This is a genomic window from Caballeronia terrestris, from assembly GCF_001544515.1.
GTDB lineage: Bacteria > Pseudomonadota > Gammaproteobacteria > Burkholderiales > Burkholderiaceae > Caballeronia > Caballeronia terrestris.
The window spans coordinates 44,108-58,619 of the sequence record NZ_FCOL02000031.1 but is presented as its reverse complement, the minus strand read 5'-3'; the positions used below and the strand labels follow the sequence as shown (position 1 = coordinate 58,619).

13 protein-coding genes and 1 pseudogene are annotated in these 14,512 nt (G+C 64.7%); 8 read left to right on the top strand and 6 right to left on the bottom strand.

The window, feature by feature from the left end; translation table 11 throughout:
• Positions 1-272: 272 nt before the first annotated feature.
• The 5 genes and pseudogenes from AWB67_RS22725 to AWB67_RS22705 form a co-directional block, all read right to left on the bottom strand.
• A complete protein-coding gene (locus AWB67_RS22725; protein WP_087658478.1) occupies positions 273-1,154 on the bottom strand; it encodes a PhzF family protein in 882 nt (293 codons plus the stop codon).
• Between the two features lie 96 nt (positions 1,155-1,250).
• Complete coding sequence (locus tag AWB67_RS22720; protein ID WP_087658477.1) at positions 1,251-1,715, bottom strand: RidA family protein; 465 nt, start codon at positions 1,713-1,715, stop codon at positions 1,251-1,253.
• 54 nt (positions 1,716-1,769) lie between these two features.
• A complete protein-coding gene (locus AWB67_RS22715) occupies positions 1,770-2,966 on the bottom strand; it encodes an aminotransferase-like domain-containing protein (protein WP_087658476.1) in 1,197 nt (398 codons plus the stop codon).
• A 224-nt stretch (positions 2,967-3,190) separates the two neighbouring features.
• Positions 3,191-4,129: a DMT family transporter gene (locus AWB67_RS22710; protein ID WP_087658475.1), complete on the bottom strand. Its 939-nt coding sequence runs from the start codon at positions 4,127-4,129 to the stop codon at positions 3,191-3,193.
• Between the two features lie 340 nt (positions 4,130-4,469).
• Positions 4,470-5,132, bottom strand: a pseudogene (locus AWB67_RS22705) (VOC family protein); the annotation flags it as partial.
• Positions 5,133-5,311: 179 nt separating this feature from the next.
• Here AWB67_RS22705 and AWB67_RS22700 point away from each other — a divergent pair.
• Entirely contained in the window at positions 5,312-6,763 is a 1,452-nt protein-coding gene (locus AWB67_RS22700; protein ID WP_087658473.1) for an aminotransferase-like domain-containing protein, read from the top strand.
• A 114-nt stretch (positions 6,764-6,877) separates the two neighbouring features.
• Positions 6,878-8,782, top strand: a complete 1,905-nt coding sequence (htpG, locus tag AWB67_RS22695) for a molecular chaperone HtpG (protein WP_087658497.1) — start codon at positions 6,878-6,880, stop codon at positions 8,780-8,782.
• A gap of 57 nt (positions 8,783-8,839) precedes the next feature.
• On the opposite strand, the gene AWB67_RS22690 is transcribed toward htpG, so the two are convergent.
• Positions 8,840-9,097, bottom strand: a complete 258-nt coding sequence (locus AWB67_RS22690; protein ID WP_087658472.1) for a hypothetical protein — start codon at positions 9,095-9,097, stop codon at positions 8,840-8,842.
• 154 nt (positions 9,098-9,251) lie between these two features.
• Here AWB67_RS22690 and AWB67_RS22685 point away from each other — a divergent pair, with 154 nt between their 5' ends.
• The 6 genes from AWB67_RS22685 (at position 9,252) to AWB67_RS22660 (ending at position 14,509) form a co-directional block, all read left to right on the top strand.
• A complete protein-coding gene (locus AWB67_RS22685) occupies positions 9,252-9,902 on the top strand; it encodes a chorismate--pyruvate lyase family protein (RefSeq protein ID WP_087658471.1) in 651 nt (216 codons plus the stop codon).
• On the top strand, positions 9,902-10,378 hold the full coding sequence (locus tag AWB67_RS22680; protein WP_200822283.1) for a DNA-deoxyinosine glycosylase: 477 nt from the start codon (positions 9,902-9,904) through the stop codon (positions 10,376-10,378). Before AWB67_RS22685 ends, AWB67_RS22680 begins: the two co-directional genes overlap by 1 nt.
• Positions 10,375-11,304 (top strand): class I SAM-dependent methyltransferase, encoded by a 930-nt coding sequence (locus AWB67_RS22675; RefSeq protein WP_087658469.1) that lies wholly within the window; start codon positions 10,375-10,377, stop codon positions 11,302-11,304. Before AWB67_RS22680 ends, AWB67_RS22675 begins: the two co-directional genes overlap by 4 nt.
• Positions 11,305-11,509: 205 nt before the next feature.
• On the top strand, positions 11,510-11,755 hold the full coding sequence (locus AWB67_RS22670) for a DUF3311 domain-containing protein (RefSeq protein ID WP_087658468.1): 246 nt from the start codon (positions 11,510-11,512) through the stop codon (positions 11,753-11,755).
• Positions 11,755-13,305, top strand: a complete 1,551-nt coding sequence (gene mctP, locus AWB67_RS22665; RefSeq protein ID WP_087658496.1) for a monocarboxylate uptake permease MctP — start codon at positions 11,755-11,757, stop codon at positions 13,303-13,305. Before AWB67_RS22670 ends, mctP begins: the two co-directional genes overlap by 1 nt.
• Positions 13,306-13,414: 109 nt before the next feature.
• A complete protein-coding gene (locus AWB67_RS22660) occupies positions 13,415-14,509 on the top strand; it encodes an FUSC family protein (protein WP_087658467.1) in 1,095 nt (364 codons plus the stop codon).
• The last annotated feature ends 3 nt before the right edge of the window (positions 14,510-14,512 follow it).

Below are 14,512 nucleotides of genomic sequence, written 5' to 3'. Positions count from 1 at the left end.
TTCACCTCGAGCGTTATGTTGACGTTATCGCGGATGGCTCTTGTTGGTGCACGGCGCGTCGATCCCCCGATGCGCGCCCTGCATGGTCGTGGCACACGTTTGCGCTGAGGCGCAGGCCACGCCGCCCGCATGGCCTTCGTGTACCGCTTTTGTGCTGAGCCCGATGCGCCCGCGTCGTTCCGGTCCTTGATTGTTCAGATATTACTGAAGGCTTCCCAATTAAGGAAGCACAAGTCTTGGGGGTATACGCGCGCTTGGGGTATAGAAGGACGTCAAAGGCGGAAGGTCCCGTCGACGATCGTCACCGTATGGCCCCCGATCCATGTCTGGACTTTATCTGTCGTGTCGTCGTAGGTGATGGAGATGCGGCCGTCGCGACCAATCGCCGTGCCCTGGCGCACCGTGAACGACGGGCCGGGCCTGCGGTTCTGCGTCGTCAGGAGACATGCGAGCGCCGCATTGGCGCTGCCTGTGACCGGGTCTTCGGTGTTTTCTTCTCCGAACAGGAGGGCGCGCAACTCGAACGTTGCCGGGGCGGCATCGGGATGCGGGCCGTAGACCGCCAGTCCCAGCATAGCCGTGTCGGCCATCAGCGCGGTCATCGCTTCGCGGTTGGGCTTGAGCGCGAGGCAATCTGCCGCCGAGTTCACGCGCGTGACGAGCCACGGCACGCCGTTATCGACCGCGCAGGGCGGTGCGGTGAAATCGATTACGTCGGAGCCGAAGGCGGCGGTGAGCTGTTGTTGCTGCGCATCGTTTAACGGCTGGATGCGCGCGGGCGGCGCGGCGAACGCCCAGGCGCCGTCTTCCCGCTCGACGATCGGCACGAGTCCGACGCCGCATTGCTGCACGAGTCGCCCCTTTTGTTTCGACGCGTAGCCGCTTTCCAGCAGCGCATGCGCCGAGCCGAGCGTCGGGTGGCCCGCGAACGGCAGCTCGCGCGACGTCGTGAAAATCCGCACGCGATAGTCGGCGACGGGATCGGTGGGGCGCAGCAGAAACGTCGTCTCGGAGAGATTAGTCCAGCGCGCGATGGCCTGCATCGACTCGGTGGAGAGGTCGTCGGCATCGAAGACGACAGCGAGCGGATTGCCCTTGAAGGGCGCCGTCGTGAATACATCGACTTGCTTGAAGCGAACCGTGCGGGTGGTCATCAGCGTGATCGTGTGAAGTGGGGGCATGAAAAAGCCCGGCGCTCAAAAATCAAGAGGCCGGGCTTCGGGGCAAATCCTGGGCACTTCAGCGCTGTATCACGCGACTTCCGCGATCATCTCGATCTCGACGCACGCGCCCATCGGAATCTGCGCGACACCGAATGCCGAGCGCGCGTGCTTGCCGCGCTCGCCGAACACGTCGGCGATAAGTTCCGACGCGCCGTTCGTCACCAGATGCTGCTCGGTGAACTCGGGCGTCGAATTGACGAGGCTCATCACCTTGACGATGCGCTGCACGCGGTTCAGGTCGCCGACGTGCGCGTGCAGCGTCGCGATCAGGTCGATCGCGATGGCACGCGCTGCGACCCTGCCTTCCTCGGTCGAGAGCGTGGCACCGAGCTTGCCGGCGTGCACCTTGCCGTCCTTCTTGGCGATATGGCCCGACAGATACACCGTGTTGCCGCTCTGCGCGCTCATGACGTAGGCGGCGGCGGGCGCGCCCGCGGTCGGCAATTCGATGCCGAGTTCCTTCAGTTTGTCGTAGACATTCGATTCGGCCATCTGAGACTCCTGGATACGGGTTGAAGAATGCGTGGAACGTTTAAAGCGCGCCGCTCACAGGCGCGCGCGGATCAGCGCGCCGAGTTTCGCGACGCCTTCGTTGATCTTCGCGGGCGGCACCGTCACGAACGAGAGGCGCAGCGTGTTGTGCTCGGGGTCGTTCGCGAAGAACGGCCCGCCGGGCACGAACGCGACGTGTTCCGCGATGGCGGCTTCGAGCAGCTTCATCGTGTCGATGTGCTTCGGCAGGGTCACCCAGACGAACATGCCGCCCTCCGGACGGTTCCATTCGACCCCGGCCGGCATGTGATGTTCGAGCGCCGCGAGCATTGCCGCGCACTGGTCGCGGTAGAGCGCGCGGATGGTCGGCACGTGCTTGTCGAGAAAGCCGTCCTTCACGACCTCGTGGACGATGCGCTGCGTGAGGCTCGGCGTATGCAGGTCGGTCGCCTGCTTGGCCTGCACGAGCTTGAAGTGCAGTTCCTCGGGCGCAATGATGTAGCCCACCCGCAGGCCCGGCGCAAGCACCTTCGAGAACGAGCCGAGGTGGACGATGTGATCGGGCGCCATCGACAGCATGGTCGGCAGCGGGGCGCCGGCGTAGTCGAGCGCGCCGTACGGATCGTCCTCGATGACCGGAAACGCCGCTTTCTGCGCGAATTCTGCGAGCGCGCGGCGGCGTTCCAGCGGCAGGCGCCGGCCTGTCGGGTTCTGGAAATTCGGCTGCGCGTAGAGGAGGCGCGCACCGTCGATCAGTTGCGCGTCGAGCTTTTCGGGGATCAGGCCGTGCTCGTCGGTCGGGACCTGGACGTAGTTCGGCTCGAACAGCGAAAACGATTGCAACGCGCCGAGGTAGGTCGGCGTTTCGACGAGGACGCGGCTCGCCGGGTCGACCAGCACCTTGCCGAGCAGGTCGAGCGCCTGCTGCGAGCCGGTCGTGATCAGCACCTGCGATGCGCGGATGCGCGCGCCGCCCACCGAATAGCGCGCGGCGACCCATTCGCGCAGTGGCATGAAGCCTTCGGTCGCGCTGTACTGGAGGGCGGCGGCGGGGTGGTCGCGCAGGATGTGCTCGGAGGCGCGGCGCATTTCCTCGACAGGGAACGTCGCCGGCGACGGCAGGCCGCCCGCGAAGGAGATAACTTCAGGCCGCTCCGTGACCTTCAGAATCTCACGGATCGCCGAGCTGGTCAGCTTGCGTGCGCGTTCGGAAAGTTGCCAGGGCATGGCGCGAAGTTCGGCTTGATTCATGGATTCCTCGGTCGTCTCGGTGCAGCGGGGCTGCGTTTTTTCAGTGGGCTGAATTTGATTCGGGCGCGTTGCCGTTCAACGGCAGATGGTCGGTCTTAACAACTTCGGGTGCGCGTTTCGAAAACATTCATTATCGCTCGGGGCCGCCATCTTGAGTTCGTCGGGCGGACGGCTGGCGTCGGCCCGATCGCAGCGGGACGCGGCGGAGAAGCCGCACGCCGGTGTCATCTCGAATTCGTCGGCCGCACGACGGGCGCAGCCGCCACGGCGGCACGCGGCGCGGTGCGCACCGCCGTTTTCCTGCCGATCACAACGGTCGCGATCACCGCAGCCGCATAAATCCAGGTCGACGCCTCCACGTGTTCGCCGAAGAACAGCGCTGAAAACGCCATTGTGAAAAAGATTTGGAGCAGTTGCACCTGTCCGACGCGCGCGATGCCGCCCATCGCGAGGCCCGCGTACCACGCAAAGAATCCGATGAATTGCGAAAAGAGCGTTACGTAGCCGAACGCGAGCCACGTGCGCAGCGCGAGCGGCCCCGGGTGCGCGGCGTAATGCGCCCAGGCGAGCCAGCCGACCGGCAGCACCAGAAACGGCGCCGAGAGCACGAGCGCCCAGCAGATCACCTGCCAGCCGCCCATCTGACGCGCGAGCCGCGCGCCCTCCGCATAACCGAGCGCGCCGATGCCGACCGCGACGAGCATCAGCAGGTCGCCCGCCTGCAAGCCGCCGCCGCCCGCCTGCAACGCGAACGCGACGACGATCGCGCTGCCCGCGAGCGCGCTGAACCAGAACGCCTTCGACGGCCTTTCGTGCGAGAGCCACGCCGCGTAGATCGCGACGCACAGCGGCTGCAGCCCGTTGACGACTGCGCCGTGCGACGCCGGCACGGTTTTCATCGCCCAGGCGGAGAACACCGGAAACGCGATGATCACGCCCAGCGCGACGACGCCGAGGCTCTTGACCTGCGGCCACGTCGGCCAGCGTTCGCGGCGCCAGGCGAGCAGGGCGGCGGCGGGGATCGCCGCGACGAGCGCGCGGCCGAGCCCGTTCAGGATCGGATGGACTTCCTGCACGACGATGCGGGTCATCGGCAGGGTGAGGCTGAATATGATTACGCCGATCAGGCCGAGCAGCATGCCTTCGGTTTCGCGGGACTTCATTACGAGCGGTTCTCCAGTTTTTCAGCGCAGCGGTTCGGATGACCGCTTTGCGCGTTTTGAGTCGTCGGGGGACGCGCCCGGCGACCGGTTATTCGGGTTGATGCGTCGTTGCTGGCGGGTTGGTGGCGTCGTCGGAAGGTTCCGACGCCGTGCGCGAGTCCGGTCGCGATACGGCTTCAGCGGCCGGCGATTCTGCTTCTTCCTGCGGTTGCCCTGCCAAGTGCGCCTGCGGTTGCACCTTCACCCGCCGACGCGCCTTCTTCGCCGCCTCGCCCGCTTCCGCTTCCGCGCGCCGCGCCGCAACGACCGACTCCGCCGATTCCCCCATCGTCACGACCGACCCATCCGGCAGTTCAAACTCCGCGACGATCGCAGGTGCGCCAACCGTCGTCTCGACGCGCATCAAATGCTCGACGCCCAGCCAGGCAAGCTGTTCCGCGACAATTTCCGCCTGCGGATGAAACCCCGTCAGCGAGCGCAGCGCGATGCCCGTCTCCGGCAGCACCGTCGACGGATGCAAAGGCGTGCCCCACTGGATCAGCGAGGGTACGATCCCGTCGCCCGCGCCTTGCCACGAAGGAAACGCACCGTCGTCGGGGACGGTCAGGCCCCAGGTGTTCGAACCGCGCGTCATCGGTACGACCGGCGCGATGCGCTCTCGATACTGCGCCTGCCAGCGTCCGAGCGACCTCGGCCGATCCACGCGCGCTACCCAATGCACGAGTTGCGGGCCGTCCGCGATCCGCCGCTGCAACGCGGGATCGTCGAGCGCGTAAAGCCGCGCGCGGGGCGTATCGGCGGGCAACGCGCCCGGATCGATCGCGATCACTTCGATATAGGCGCCGCCCCACAGGTTCAGCAGCCGGTTGTGCGTGCGCATCAGCGGATGCGCACCGCCGCCGGCCGTCGCGACGCCGAACTTCGCGACGACGAACCGCTCGCCTTCTTCGAGCGAGCGCGCGGCAATGACGAGATGATCGAGTTTCAGGGCGTGAGAAGTCATGGCTATCCGTCTTACGAAAACTGGGCCACTAGCATAAACCGCCTGGCGACCCCGCTCGCCTCGGGGAATGTCGAATGTAGCGCCTAACACCTGCACAGTAACGGTACAATCGGACCCATACTATTCGGTACAGTTTTCAGCCGATTCCGTTTCAAACTTACCCGACGACGGAGCCGCCCATGTCCGTACCTCTCGACCAGATTCCCGCCCCGCACGACGCGCCACAACTGACGCTCGTCGATCAGCTCGTCCAGTGGGGCCGGCGGCGCATCGACGAGCGCGTGTTCCGCCCTGGCATGCGCATGCCGTCGATCCGCAAGCTCGCGCTCGACAAGGGCGTGTCGCGTTTCACGGTCGTCGAGGCGTACGAGCGGCTTGTCGCGCACGGCTATCTCGACTCGCGGCGCGGCTCCGGCTTCTACGTGCGAGACCGGGCGGCGCCGGCGGCCGTTTTGAGCGTCGTCCCCACGCCCGAGCGCGAACCGGTGCAGAGCACGATCGACGTCGTCTGGTTGCTGCGCAACATGCTGCATACGTCCAGCCCGGAAAAGGGGCCAGGACTCGGCTACCTGCCCGGACGGTGGCTCGACGGCGAGCTGCTCACCAACGCGCTGCGCTCGATGAGCCGCCAGAGCGGCGCGCAGATGCTCGGCTTCGGCACGCCGCAGGGGTTTTTGCCGCTGCGCCAGCAGTTGCAGACGCGGCTGGAAGAACTGGAGATCGGCGCGTCGACCCAGCAGATCGTGCTCGTGTCCGGCATCACGCAGGCGATCGACCTGATTTCGCGCATCTACGTCCAGCCGGGCGACACTGTGATCGTCGGCGATCCGGCGTGGTTCCAGATGTTCGGGCGCTTCGCGTCGCAGGGCGCGCGGCTCGTCGGCATGCCGTACACGCCCGACGGCCCCGACCTCGACGCGCTTGAAACGATGGTCCAGACCTGGCGCCCGAAGATGCTCGTGATCAACTCGGTGCTGCAAAACCCGACCGGCACGTCGCTCACGGCGGCGCAGGCGTTTCGCATCCTGCAACTCGCGCAAACCTACGACTTCATCGTCGTCGAGGACGATATCTACGGCGATCTCTGCCCGCCCGGCTTCGCCGCGACGCGCCTCGCGAGCCTCGATCAACTGAAGCGCGTGATCTTCCTAGGCAGCTTTTCGAAGACGCTGGCGGCAAATCTGCGCGTCGGGTACGTGGCGGCGTCGGCGGAGGTCGCGAAGGCGCTGACCGACCAGAAGATGCTCGTCGGCATGACGAGTCCCGAGTTGAACGAGCGCGTTGTCTACAAGGTGCTGACCGAAGGCCACTACCGGCGCCACGTCGAGCGCCTGCGCGCGCGGCTCGACACCGTGCGCGACAAGACCGGGCGGATGCTGGAGCGCACCGGTTTCCGGCTCTTTTCGGAGCCGTCCGCGGGCATGTTCCTGTGGGCCGACGCGGGCGTCGATTCCGAAGGGCTTGCCGCCGCCGGGCACGAAGCGGGGTTCCTGCTCTCGCCGGGAAGCCTCTTTTCGCCGCACCAGTCGCCGACCACCTGGATGCGCTTCAACATCGCCAATTGCGGCGATCCGGCGCTCCCGGCGATGCTTGCGGGCCATCTCGACAGGGCCGCTCGCCGCGCCTCTTGAAAATCCCGCGTCAGCCCCAATTTGTCGCACGATTCGACAAATTCGGACAAAGCGCGCGCCTTCGAGGGCGCCGCTGCCGTCAATCCACCGAAAACCCAACTAGAGGAACCGACCGTGGCGCAAGAAACCATGAGCTTTCAGGCAGAAGTGAAGCAGCTTCTGCATCTGATGATCCATTCGCTCTACAGCAACAAGGAAATCTTCCTGCGCGAGCTGATCTCGAACGCCTCCGACGCCGCCGACAAGCTGCGCTTCGAAGCGATCGAAAACAGCGCGCTCTACGAAAACGATTCGGACCTCCGCATCCGCGTGTCCATCGACAAAACCGCGCGCACGATCACGATCGACGACAACGGCATCGGCATGAGCCGCGAGGAAGCCATCTCGCACCTGGGCACGATCGCGCGCTCGGGCACGAAGGAATTCTTCTCGAAGCTCTCCGGCGACCAGCAGAAGGACGCCGCGCTCATCGGCCAGTTCGGCGTGGGCTTCTATTCGGGCTTCATCGTCGCGGACAAAGTGACGGTCGAGACGCGCCGCGCCGGGCTGCCGGCGAGCGCCGGCGTGCGCTGGACGAGCGCGGGCGAGGGCGACTTCGAGGTCGAGGATATCGAACGCGCACAACGCGGCACGACCATCACGCTGCATCTGCGCGCTGAAGAAGACGAACTGCTGTCCACGCATCGCCTGAAGTCGATCATCCAGAAGTATTCGGACCACGTCGCGCTGCCCATCCTCATGGCGAAGGAAGAGTGGGACGCGGAAAAAGGCGAGATGGTCACGAAGGACGAGGACGAGACTGTCAATCAGGCGAGCGCCCTCTGGACGCGCGCGAAGAACGAGATCACGGACGAGCAGTACAAGCAGTTCTATCAGCACCTGTCGCACGATCACGACGATCCGCTCGCGTGGACGCACAACCGCGTCGAAGGCCGCAGCGAATACACGCAACTGCTCTACGTGCCGAAGCACGCACCGTTCGACCTGTGGAACCGCGATCATCGCGGCGGGTTGAAGCTGTACGTGAAGCGCGTCTTCATCATGGACGACGCCGAGCAATTGCTGCCGCAGTATCTGCGCTTCGTGAAGGGCGTGGTCGATTCGTCGGACCTGCCGCTCAACGTCTCGCGCGAAATCCTGCAGGAAAGCCGCGACGTGAAGGCGATCCGCGAAGGCGTGACCAAGCGCGTGCTGTCGATACTGGAAGAGATCGCGTCGTCTTCGGCTGAGGCCACGGAAGAGGCCGACAAGCAGAAGTACGCCACCTTCTGGAACGAATTCGGGCAGGTGTTCAAGGAAGGCATCGGCGAGGACTTCGGCAATCGCGAGCGCATCGCGAAGCTCGTGCGTTTCGCATCGACGCAAAACGCGACGGCCGAGCAGAACGTGTCGCTTGCCGACTACGTGTCGCGCATGAAGCCCGAGCAGACGAAAATCTACTACGTCACCGCCGATAGCTGGCAGGCCGCGAAGAACAGCCCGCACCTCGAAGTGTTCCGCAAGAAGGGCGTCGAAGTGCTGCTGCTGACGGATCGCGTCGACGAATGGATGCTGTCGTTCCTGAACGAATTCGACGGCAAGCCGCTCGCAAGCGTCGCGCGCGGCGACCTCGATCTCGGCGCGCTGAACGACGAGGAAAAGCAGCAGCAGGACAAGGTCGGCGAGGAGATGAAGCCGCTCGTCGAGAAGATGAAGGAAGCGCTCGAAGGCAAGGCGAAGGACGTGCGCCTCACGTTCCGTCTCACCGATTCGCCGACGTGCCTCGTCGCCGATGAAGGCGACATGAGCGGTTATCTGCAACGCATGCTGAAGGCGGCGGGGCAGCAGGCGCCGCAGATGCAGCCGATCCTGGAAGTGAATCCGGACCATCCGCTCGTGAAGGGCCTGAACAGCGACAGCGCGAATTTCAGCGACTGGTGTCACCTGCTCTTCGATCAGGCGCTGCTCGCGGAAGGCGGCTCGCTCGAAGATCCGGCGAGTTTTGTGAAGCGCACGAATACGCTGTTGCTCGCACGGTAAATAGCGCTTCGCTTCATTGGAAAACGCGCTGCCGGGTTGCCCCGGCAGCGCGTTTTTTTACTTCAGCTTACGTTCCTTGTTGGCTTGTGCAAGCACCGATGCCGCGAGCGTCTTCGTGTCCTTCGAATACTTGTCGCTATTCAGGACTTCGCTGGCCTTGTGTTCTATCTCGGCGCTCGTCTGCCTGGCGCTGTGAGTTTGCGAAAGCGCGGAGGCCGCGAGGCTCTTCGCGATCGCCGACGCCTTCGGGTCATGCAACGTTTCAGCCGCGAGATGCGCAACTGTTTTGGATGTTTGCTTCGTATTGTTCGACATTGAATGTCCTCTCAGTGAGTTTTGATCGACTCGCATCGTTGGGCGCGAGGCGAGACCGGCCATATCGCCATGACCGGCGCGGCAGTTTCGATCGCCGAAATGGCTGGTTCCATACGAATCGTCCTATCTGCATGACGGTTTTATAATCACCGCCATGCCGATCCCCACCAATCCCGTCGATACCCACTGGCGCATCGCGCCGCTTCCCACGTTCACTGACGATCAGAAAGACTGGCTGACGCGCGGCGGCTCGCTCACCGCGCACTTGCGCACGCTCGGCGCGGTGACGGTCGACGTCACGCGCGAAGCCGTCGATGTGCCGTTCGCCGACGAATGGCGCGCGCTGCGGGTCGCGCCGCGCACGCCGTGCTGGGTGCGCGAAGTCGTGCTGAGCGTAGATGGCGTGGCGTTCGTCGCGGCGCACAGTGTCGTGCCGCTCGATAGCAGCGCGGGCATCTGGCAGGCGATGCGCGCGCTGCGCACAAGGCCGCTCGCGGAGCTTCTCTATAGCGACAGCAGCGTCGCGCGTTCGGCGCTCGCAAGCCGTCGCGTGACGGCGCGGCATGCGCTGTATCGGCTCGCTGCGGGAATTATCGATGACGCGAAGGCGCATACGCTGGTCGCGCGCCGATCGGTATTCGAGCGGCATCGCGCGCCGCTGATGGTCACCGAATGCATGTTGCCCGCGCTGTGGGCGCGGCTGTCGTCGCCGGGGGCGCCGCATGAATCGCATCGCGAGCATTCGCGGCCGCTCGGGCATCTGGCCTCGCACGCGACACGCGCAACGCGCGCGGAGGCGAAGTGATGCTTCAGGGCTTTCCCCCGATCGCCGATGAAGCCACGCACACGCTGATTCTCGGCAGCTTCCCGGGCGTCGCGTCGCTTGTGGCGACGCAGTACTACGCACATCCGCGCAACCAGTTCTGGCGGCTGGTCGGCACGGTGATCGGCGAATCGCTGCACGAGCTTACCTACGACGCCCGCATAGCACGCCTGCTCGCGCACGGCATCGGCTTGTGGGACGTGCTCGCCGCCTGCGAGCGCGAAGGCAGTCTCGACGCCGCGATCCGCCACGCGAATCCCAACGACTTCGCGTCCTTTCGCCGGCACGCGCCGCAACTGCGAAAAGTCTGCTTCAATGGCAAGACATCGGGCCGCTTCGAGCCGGTGATCCGCGCGGCGGGGTACGCGACGCTCGTGCTGCCGTCGTCGAGTCCGGCGAATGCTATTCTCTCGTTCGACCAAAAATTGCGCCTGTGGCGCGAGATCCTCACGACATGACGAAACTCATCAAGCGCGCGTCTGCCGAAGCACGCGCGTTCGGCAGCAAGAAGCACGAGAAACACGACAAGCACGACAAGCACGACAAACGCTCGAAGCGCGAGCGCGCCGACGATCTCGACGACGCCCCGCGCATCGACACGCCGCGCAAGCCGCGCTTTGCGCCCGTGACGTTCTCGGAAGAGGGCGGCGTGCGCTTCCTGCACTTCGGTACCGAATGGGTCCAGGGCGCGATGCGCCTGAAGAAGCCGAACCACATCGAACTCGAATACGCGCAGCAGATGATGGCGTGGCTGCTTTTCATCGAGACGCCGAAGCGAATCGTGCAACTCGGCCTCGGCGCGGCCGCGCTCACGAAGTTCTGCCACAAGTTCCTGAAGCGCGCGAAGGTCGAGGCGGTCGAGCTGAATCCGGCCGTCGTGATCGCGGCGCGCACGATGTTCGAGCTTCCTTCCGACGACGCCCGTCTCACCGTCAACGAGCAGGACGCGTGGGAATTCGTCAACGATCGAGCGAATCACGGCACGATCGGTGCGCTCCAAATCGACGTCTACGACGCCACCGCGCGCGGCCCGGTGCTCGACAGCGTCTCGTTCTATCGCGCGTGCCGCGCGTGCCTGACGCAGGACGCGGGCGTCGTGACGATCAACCTGTTCGGCGATCACCCGAGCTTCGTGCGCAACATGAAGCGCCTGAACGAAGCCTTCGACGGCCGCGTGATCGCGCTGCCCGAAGTGCACGACGGCAACCGAGTGGCGATCGCGTTCGCGGGTCCGGATCTCGATGTGCCGTACGCCGCGCTCGAAAAACGCGCGAAGCTGGTGGAAAAGGAACTGAACCTGCCCGCGCGCGAGTGGGTCCGCGCGCTCGCGAAATCGGCGGCGGAACATGTAAGCGAAGGCACGCAGGAACGCTTCGCGATCTAAGACGGAAACCCAGGCGCACAGCGGCTGTGCGCCTTATTACATATTCCTTTCACGTCTGTCGAATGCATGGGGTTCGCCCTGCTTGACCCTGTATTAGGCATCCATATACTCCTCCTGTTATTTTGAGACGCTTGCCGCTCAGTGGTCTGTCTATCCGACGACGCGCTGGGCTCAACCAAATCCAAGAACAATATAGGAGACCGTCATGGCTCACGAAGCTGCGACCGGCACGGGGCAACCCCGCAACAAGAAATGGCTGTGGCTTCTGGTGATCCCCTGGATCGGGGCTGTCTCAGTGCCGTTCTATAACAAGATCGAACCCGAGCTCTGGGGCTTTCCGTTTTTTTACTGGTTCCAGTTGCTCTGGGTGCTGGTCAGCGCGGCGATCACGGCGATCGTCTACTCGAAGACCAAGGCGCTCCCGACGCACAAGCGGGGAGCTTCGCGATGATAAATTCCACCGCAACCTTGGTCTTCGTCCTGTTCTTCGTGGGCGTCACGATTCTCGGCTTCATCGCCGCGCACTGGCGCAAAGGCGATCTCGGCCAGCTCGACGAATGGGGTCTCGGCGGCCGGCGCTTCGGCACGGTCGTCACGTGGTTCCTGCTCGGCGGCGATCTCTATACGGCCTACACGTTCGTCGCCGTCCCGGCGCTCGTGTTTGGCGCGGGCGCGATGGGCTTCTTCGCGCTGCCGTACACGATCATGATTTATCCGTTCGCGTTCGTCGTGTTCCCGAAGCTCTGGAGCATCGCGAAGCGTCACGGCTATGTGACCGCCGCTGACTTCGTGCGCGCGCGCTACAACAGCCGCATGCTGGCGCTCGCGGTCGCGGTGACCGGCATCGTCGCGACGATGCCGTATATCGCGCTGCAACTGGTCGGCATCGAAGTGGTGATCGGCGGCCTCGGCTTCGATACGAAAGGCTTCGTCGGCGACCTGCCGCTGATCATCGCGTTCGCGATCCTGGCGGCGTACACGTACACGTCGGGCCTGCGGGCTCCCGCGATGATCGCGGTGGTCAAGGACGTGCTGATCTACATCACGATCATCGCCGCGATGATCGTCATTCCGGCGCAGTTGGGCGGCTTCGGCCACATCTTCAGCACGATTCCGCCGGCCAAGCTGCTGCTGAAAGCGCCCGATGCCGCGAGCCTCAACGGCTACAGCGCCTACGCGACGCTCGCGGTCGGCTCGGCGCTCGCGCTCTTCCTGTACCCGCACTCGGTGACGGCGATCCTGTCGTCGAATTCGGGCAACACGATCCGGCGCAACATGGCGCTGTTGCCCGCGTATTCGCTGGTGCTCGGGCTGCTCGCGCTCCTCGGCTACATGGCGCTCGCCTCGGGAGTGAAGGACATGCCCGAATACGCGCCGTACTTCAAGGCGTTCGGGCCGAACTTCGCGGTGCCCGCGCTCTTCCTGCACTACTTCCCGTCGTGGTTCGTCGGAGTGGCGTTCGCGGCGATCGGCATCGGCGCGCTGGTGCCGGCGGCAATCATGTCGATCGCCGCGGCCAATCTCTACACGCGCAACGTGCATCGCGAGTTCGTGAACCGCGGCATGACGCCGGAGGAGGAGACGAACGTCGCGAAGATGGTGTCGCTGCTGGTGAAGGTCGGCGCGGTCGTGTTCATTCTCGCGCTGCCGCTCACCTACGCGATTCAGCTGCAATTGCTCGGCGGGATCTGGATCATCCAGACGCTGCCCGCGCTCGTGCTCGGCCTCTATACGCGCGTGCTCGACCATCGGGGATTGCTGCTGGGTTGGGCTGTGGGGATCGGTGTCGGTACGTGGATGGCGGTGTCGCTGAAGCTCGCGAGCTCGATCTTTACCGTGCATCTCTTCGGCTATGCCGTGCCGGGCTATGCGGCGGTGTGGGCCCTGGTGGTGAACCTGGTGGTGTCGATCGTCGTCAGCGTGCTCGTGCGCATGATCGGGCTCACGCGTTCCCACGATCACACAAAGCCGGAAGATTATCTCGACGTCGTCGAAAACTGAACGGGGCGCACGCCTCGCGATGAACCAAAACGCCCGCCACGCAAGTCGCGGGCGTTTTAGCTGATGCCGCCGTAGAATCGATCCCAGACCCCGCGGCCGAGCCTCCATCATGCCTTCACTCGATTCGCCGACGTCCCGCCGCAGCCACACACGGCGCTTCCTGCACGTCGTGGCGTCGCCGTATTTCCGCTACAAGCACGCGAAATTCATCCACGCGATCCGCGTCGCGCTCGCGATGATCGCATCGATCGCGCTGACTACCGGCGTGAACATTCCGCATGGCGTGTGGGCATCGGTGACCCTGCTCGTCGTCATCGGCGGGTTGCAGCATCACGGCAACATCCGCAAGAAGGCGGCCGAGCGCGCTTTGGGCACGCTGTTGGGCGCGGGGCTCGGGCTGTCGCTGATCATCGTGCAGGCGGTGTTCGGCTCGCTGCTCCTGACGTTCCTGCTGATGTCGGCGATCGCCGGCGCCTGCGCGTACTACGCGATCGGCAAGGCGGGCTACGTCGCGCTCTTGACTGCGATCACGATGGTGATCGTCTCGGGCCACGGCGACCTGCCGTTCGACGTCGGCCTGTGGCGCACGGCGAACGTGCTGATCGGCATCGTGATCGCGCTCGGCTTTTCGTTCGTGCTGCCGCAATACGCGACGTATTCGTGGCGCTATCGTCTTGCCGACAACCTGCGCGAATGCGCGCGCCTGTATTCCGCGATCCTCGAAGGCAGGCCGCTCGACCCCGAGCAGGTCACGCGGCGCTTTCTCGTGCTGAGCCAGCGGCTCGTACAATCGCGTTCGCTGATGGATTCGGTGGCGAAGGAAATCGACGTACCTGTTTCGATGCTTGAAGAGATCCAGCGGCTGCATCGTTCGATTCTCGCGGCGCTGGAGATGATGGCGACGTCCGACGCCGGCAGCGCGCGCGTGCTGACCGCCGATTCCAGCGCCGAGGAGCGCGCCGTGCGACAAACGCTCTTGCTGATGGCGCGGGCGCTGCGCTTCGGGCGAGTCGGCTTGCTGCATGCGGCGGCGTACGAGCTGGAGGTGAAGCCGGGTATCGACGTCGCGCATCCGCACGCCGACATGCAGGGCATGCACTGGCTCGCGATGCGGCTCGCCGAACAGGTGAACCGGCTGCGTCTGCGCCTGATCGAAATCGAGCGTCACTGGAACCTCGAAGGCGCGCAGCCGTTTTTTCGATAACCG

Coding starts and splice junctions, on each gene's coding strand:
- AWB67_RS22660 (WP_087658467.1), top strand. CDS start 13,415: ATGCCTTCACTCGATTCGCCGACGTCCCGCCGCAGCCACACACGGCGC.
- AWB67_RS22715 (WP_087658476.1), bottom strand. CDS start 2,966: ATGAATCAAGCCGAACTTCGCGCCATGCCCTGGCAACTTTCCGAACGC.
- AWB67_RS22680 (WP_200822283.1), top strand. CDS start 9,902: ATGCTTCAGGGCTTTCCCCCGATCGCCGATGAAGCCACGCACACGCTG.
- AWB67_RS22675 (WP_087658469.1), top strand. CDS start 10,375: ATGACGAAACTCATCAAGCGCGCGTCTGCCGAAGCACGCGCGTTCGGC.
- AWB67_RS22710 (WP_087658475.1), bottom strand. CDS start 4,129: ATGAAGTCCCGCGAAACCGAAGGCATGCTGCTCGGCCTGATCGGCGTA.
- AWB67_RS22725 (WP_087658478.1), bottom strand. CDS start 1,154: ATGACCACCCGCACGGTTCGCTTCAAGCAAGTCGATGTATTCACGACG.
- AWB67_RS22720 (WP_087658477.1), bottom strand. CDS start 1,715: ATGGCCGAATCGAATGTCTACGACAAACTGAAGGAACTCGGCATCGAA.
- AWB67_RS22670 (WP_087658468.1), top strand. CDS start 11,510: ATGGCTCACGAAGCTGCGACCGGCACGGGGCAACCCCGCAACAAGAAA.
- AWB67_RS22685 (WP_087658471.1), top strand. CDS start 9,252: ATGCCGATCCCCACCAATCCCGTCGATACCCACTGGCGCATCGCGCCG.
- AWB67_RS22690 (WP_087658472.1), bottom strand. CDS start 9,097: ATGTCGAACAATACGAAGCAAACATCCAAAACAGTTGCGCATCTCGCG.
- AWB67_RS22700 (WP_087658473.1), top strand. CDS start 5,312: ATGTCCGTACCTCTCGACCAGATTCCCGCCCCGCACGACGCGCCACAA.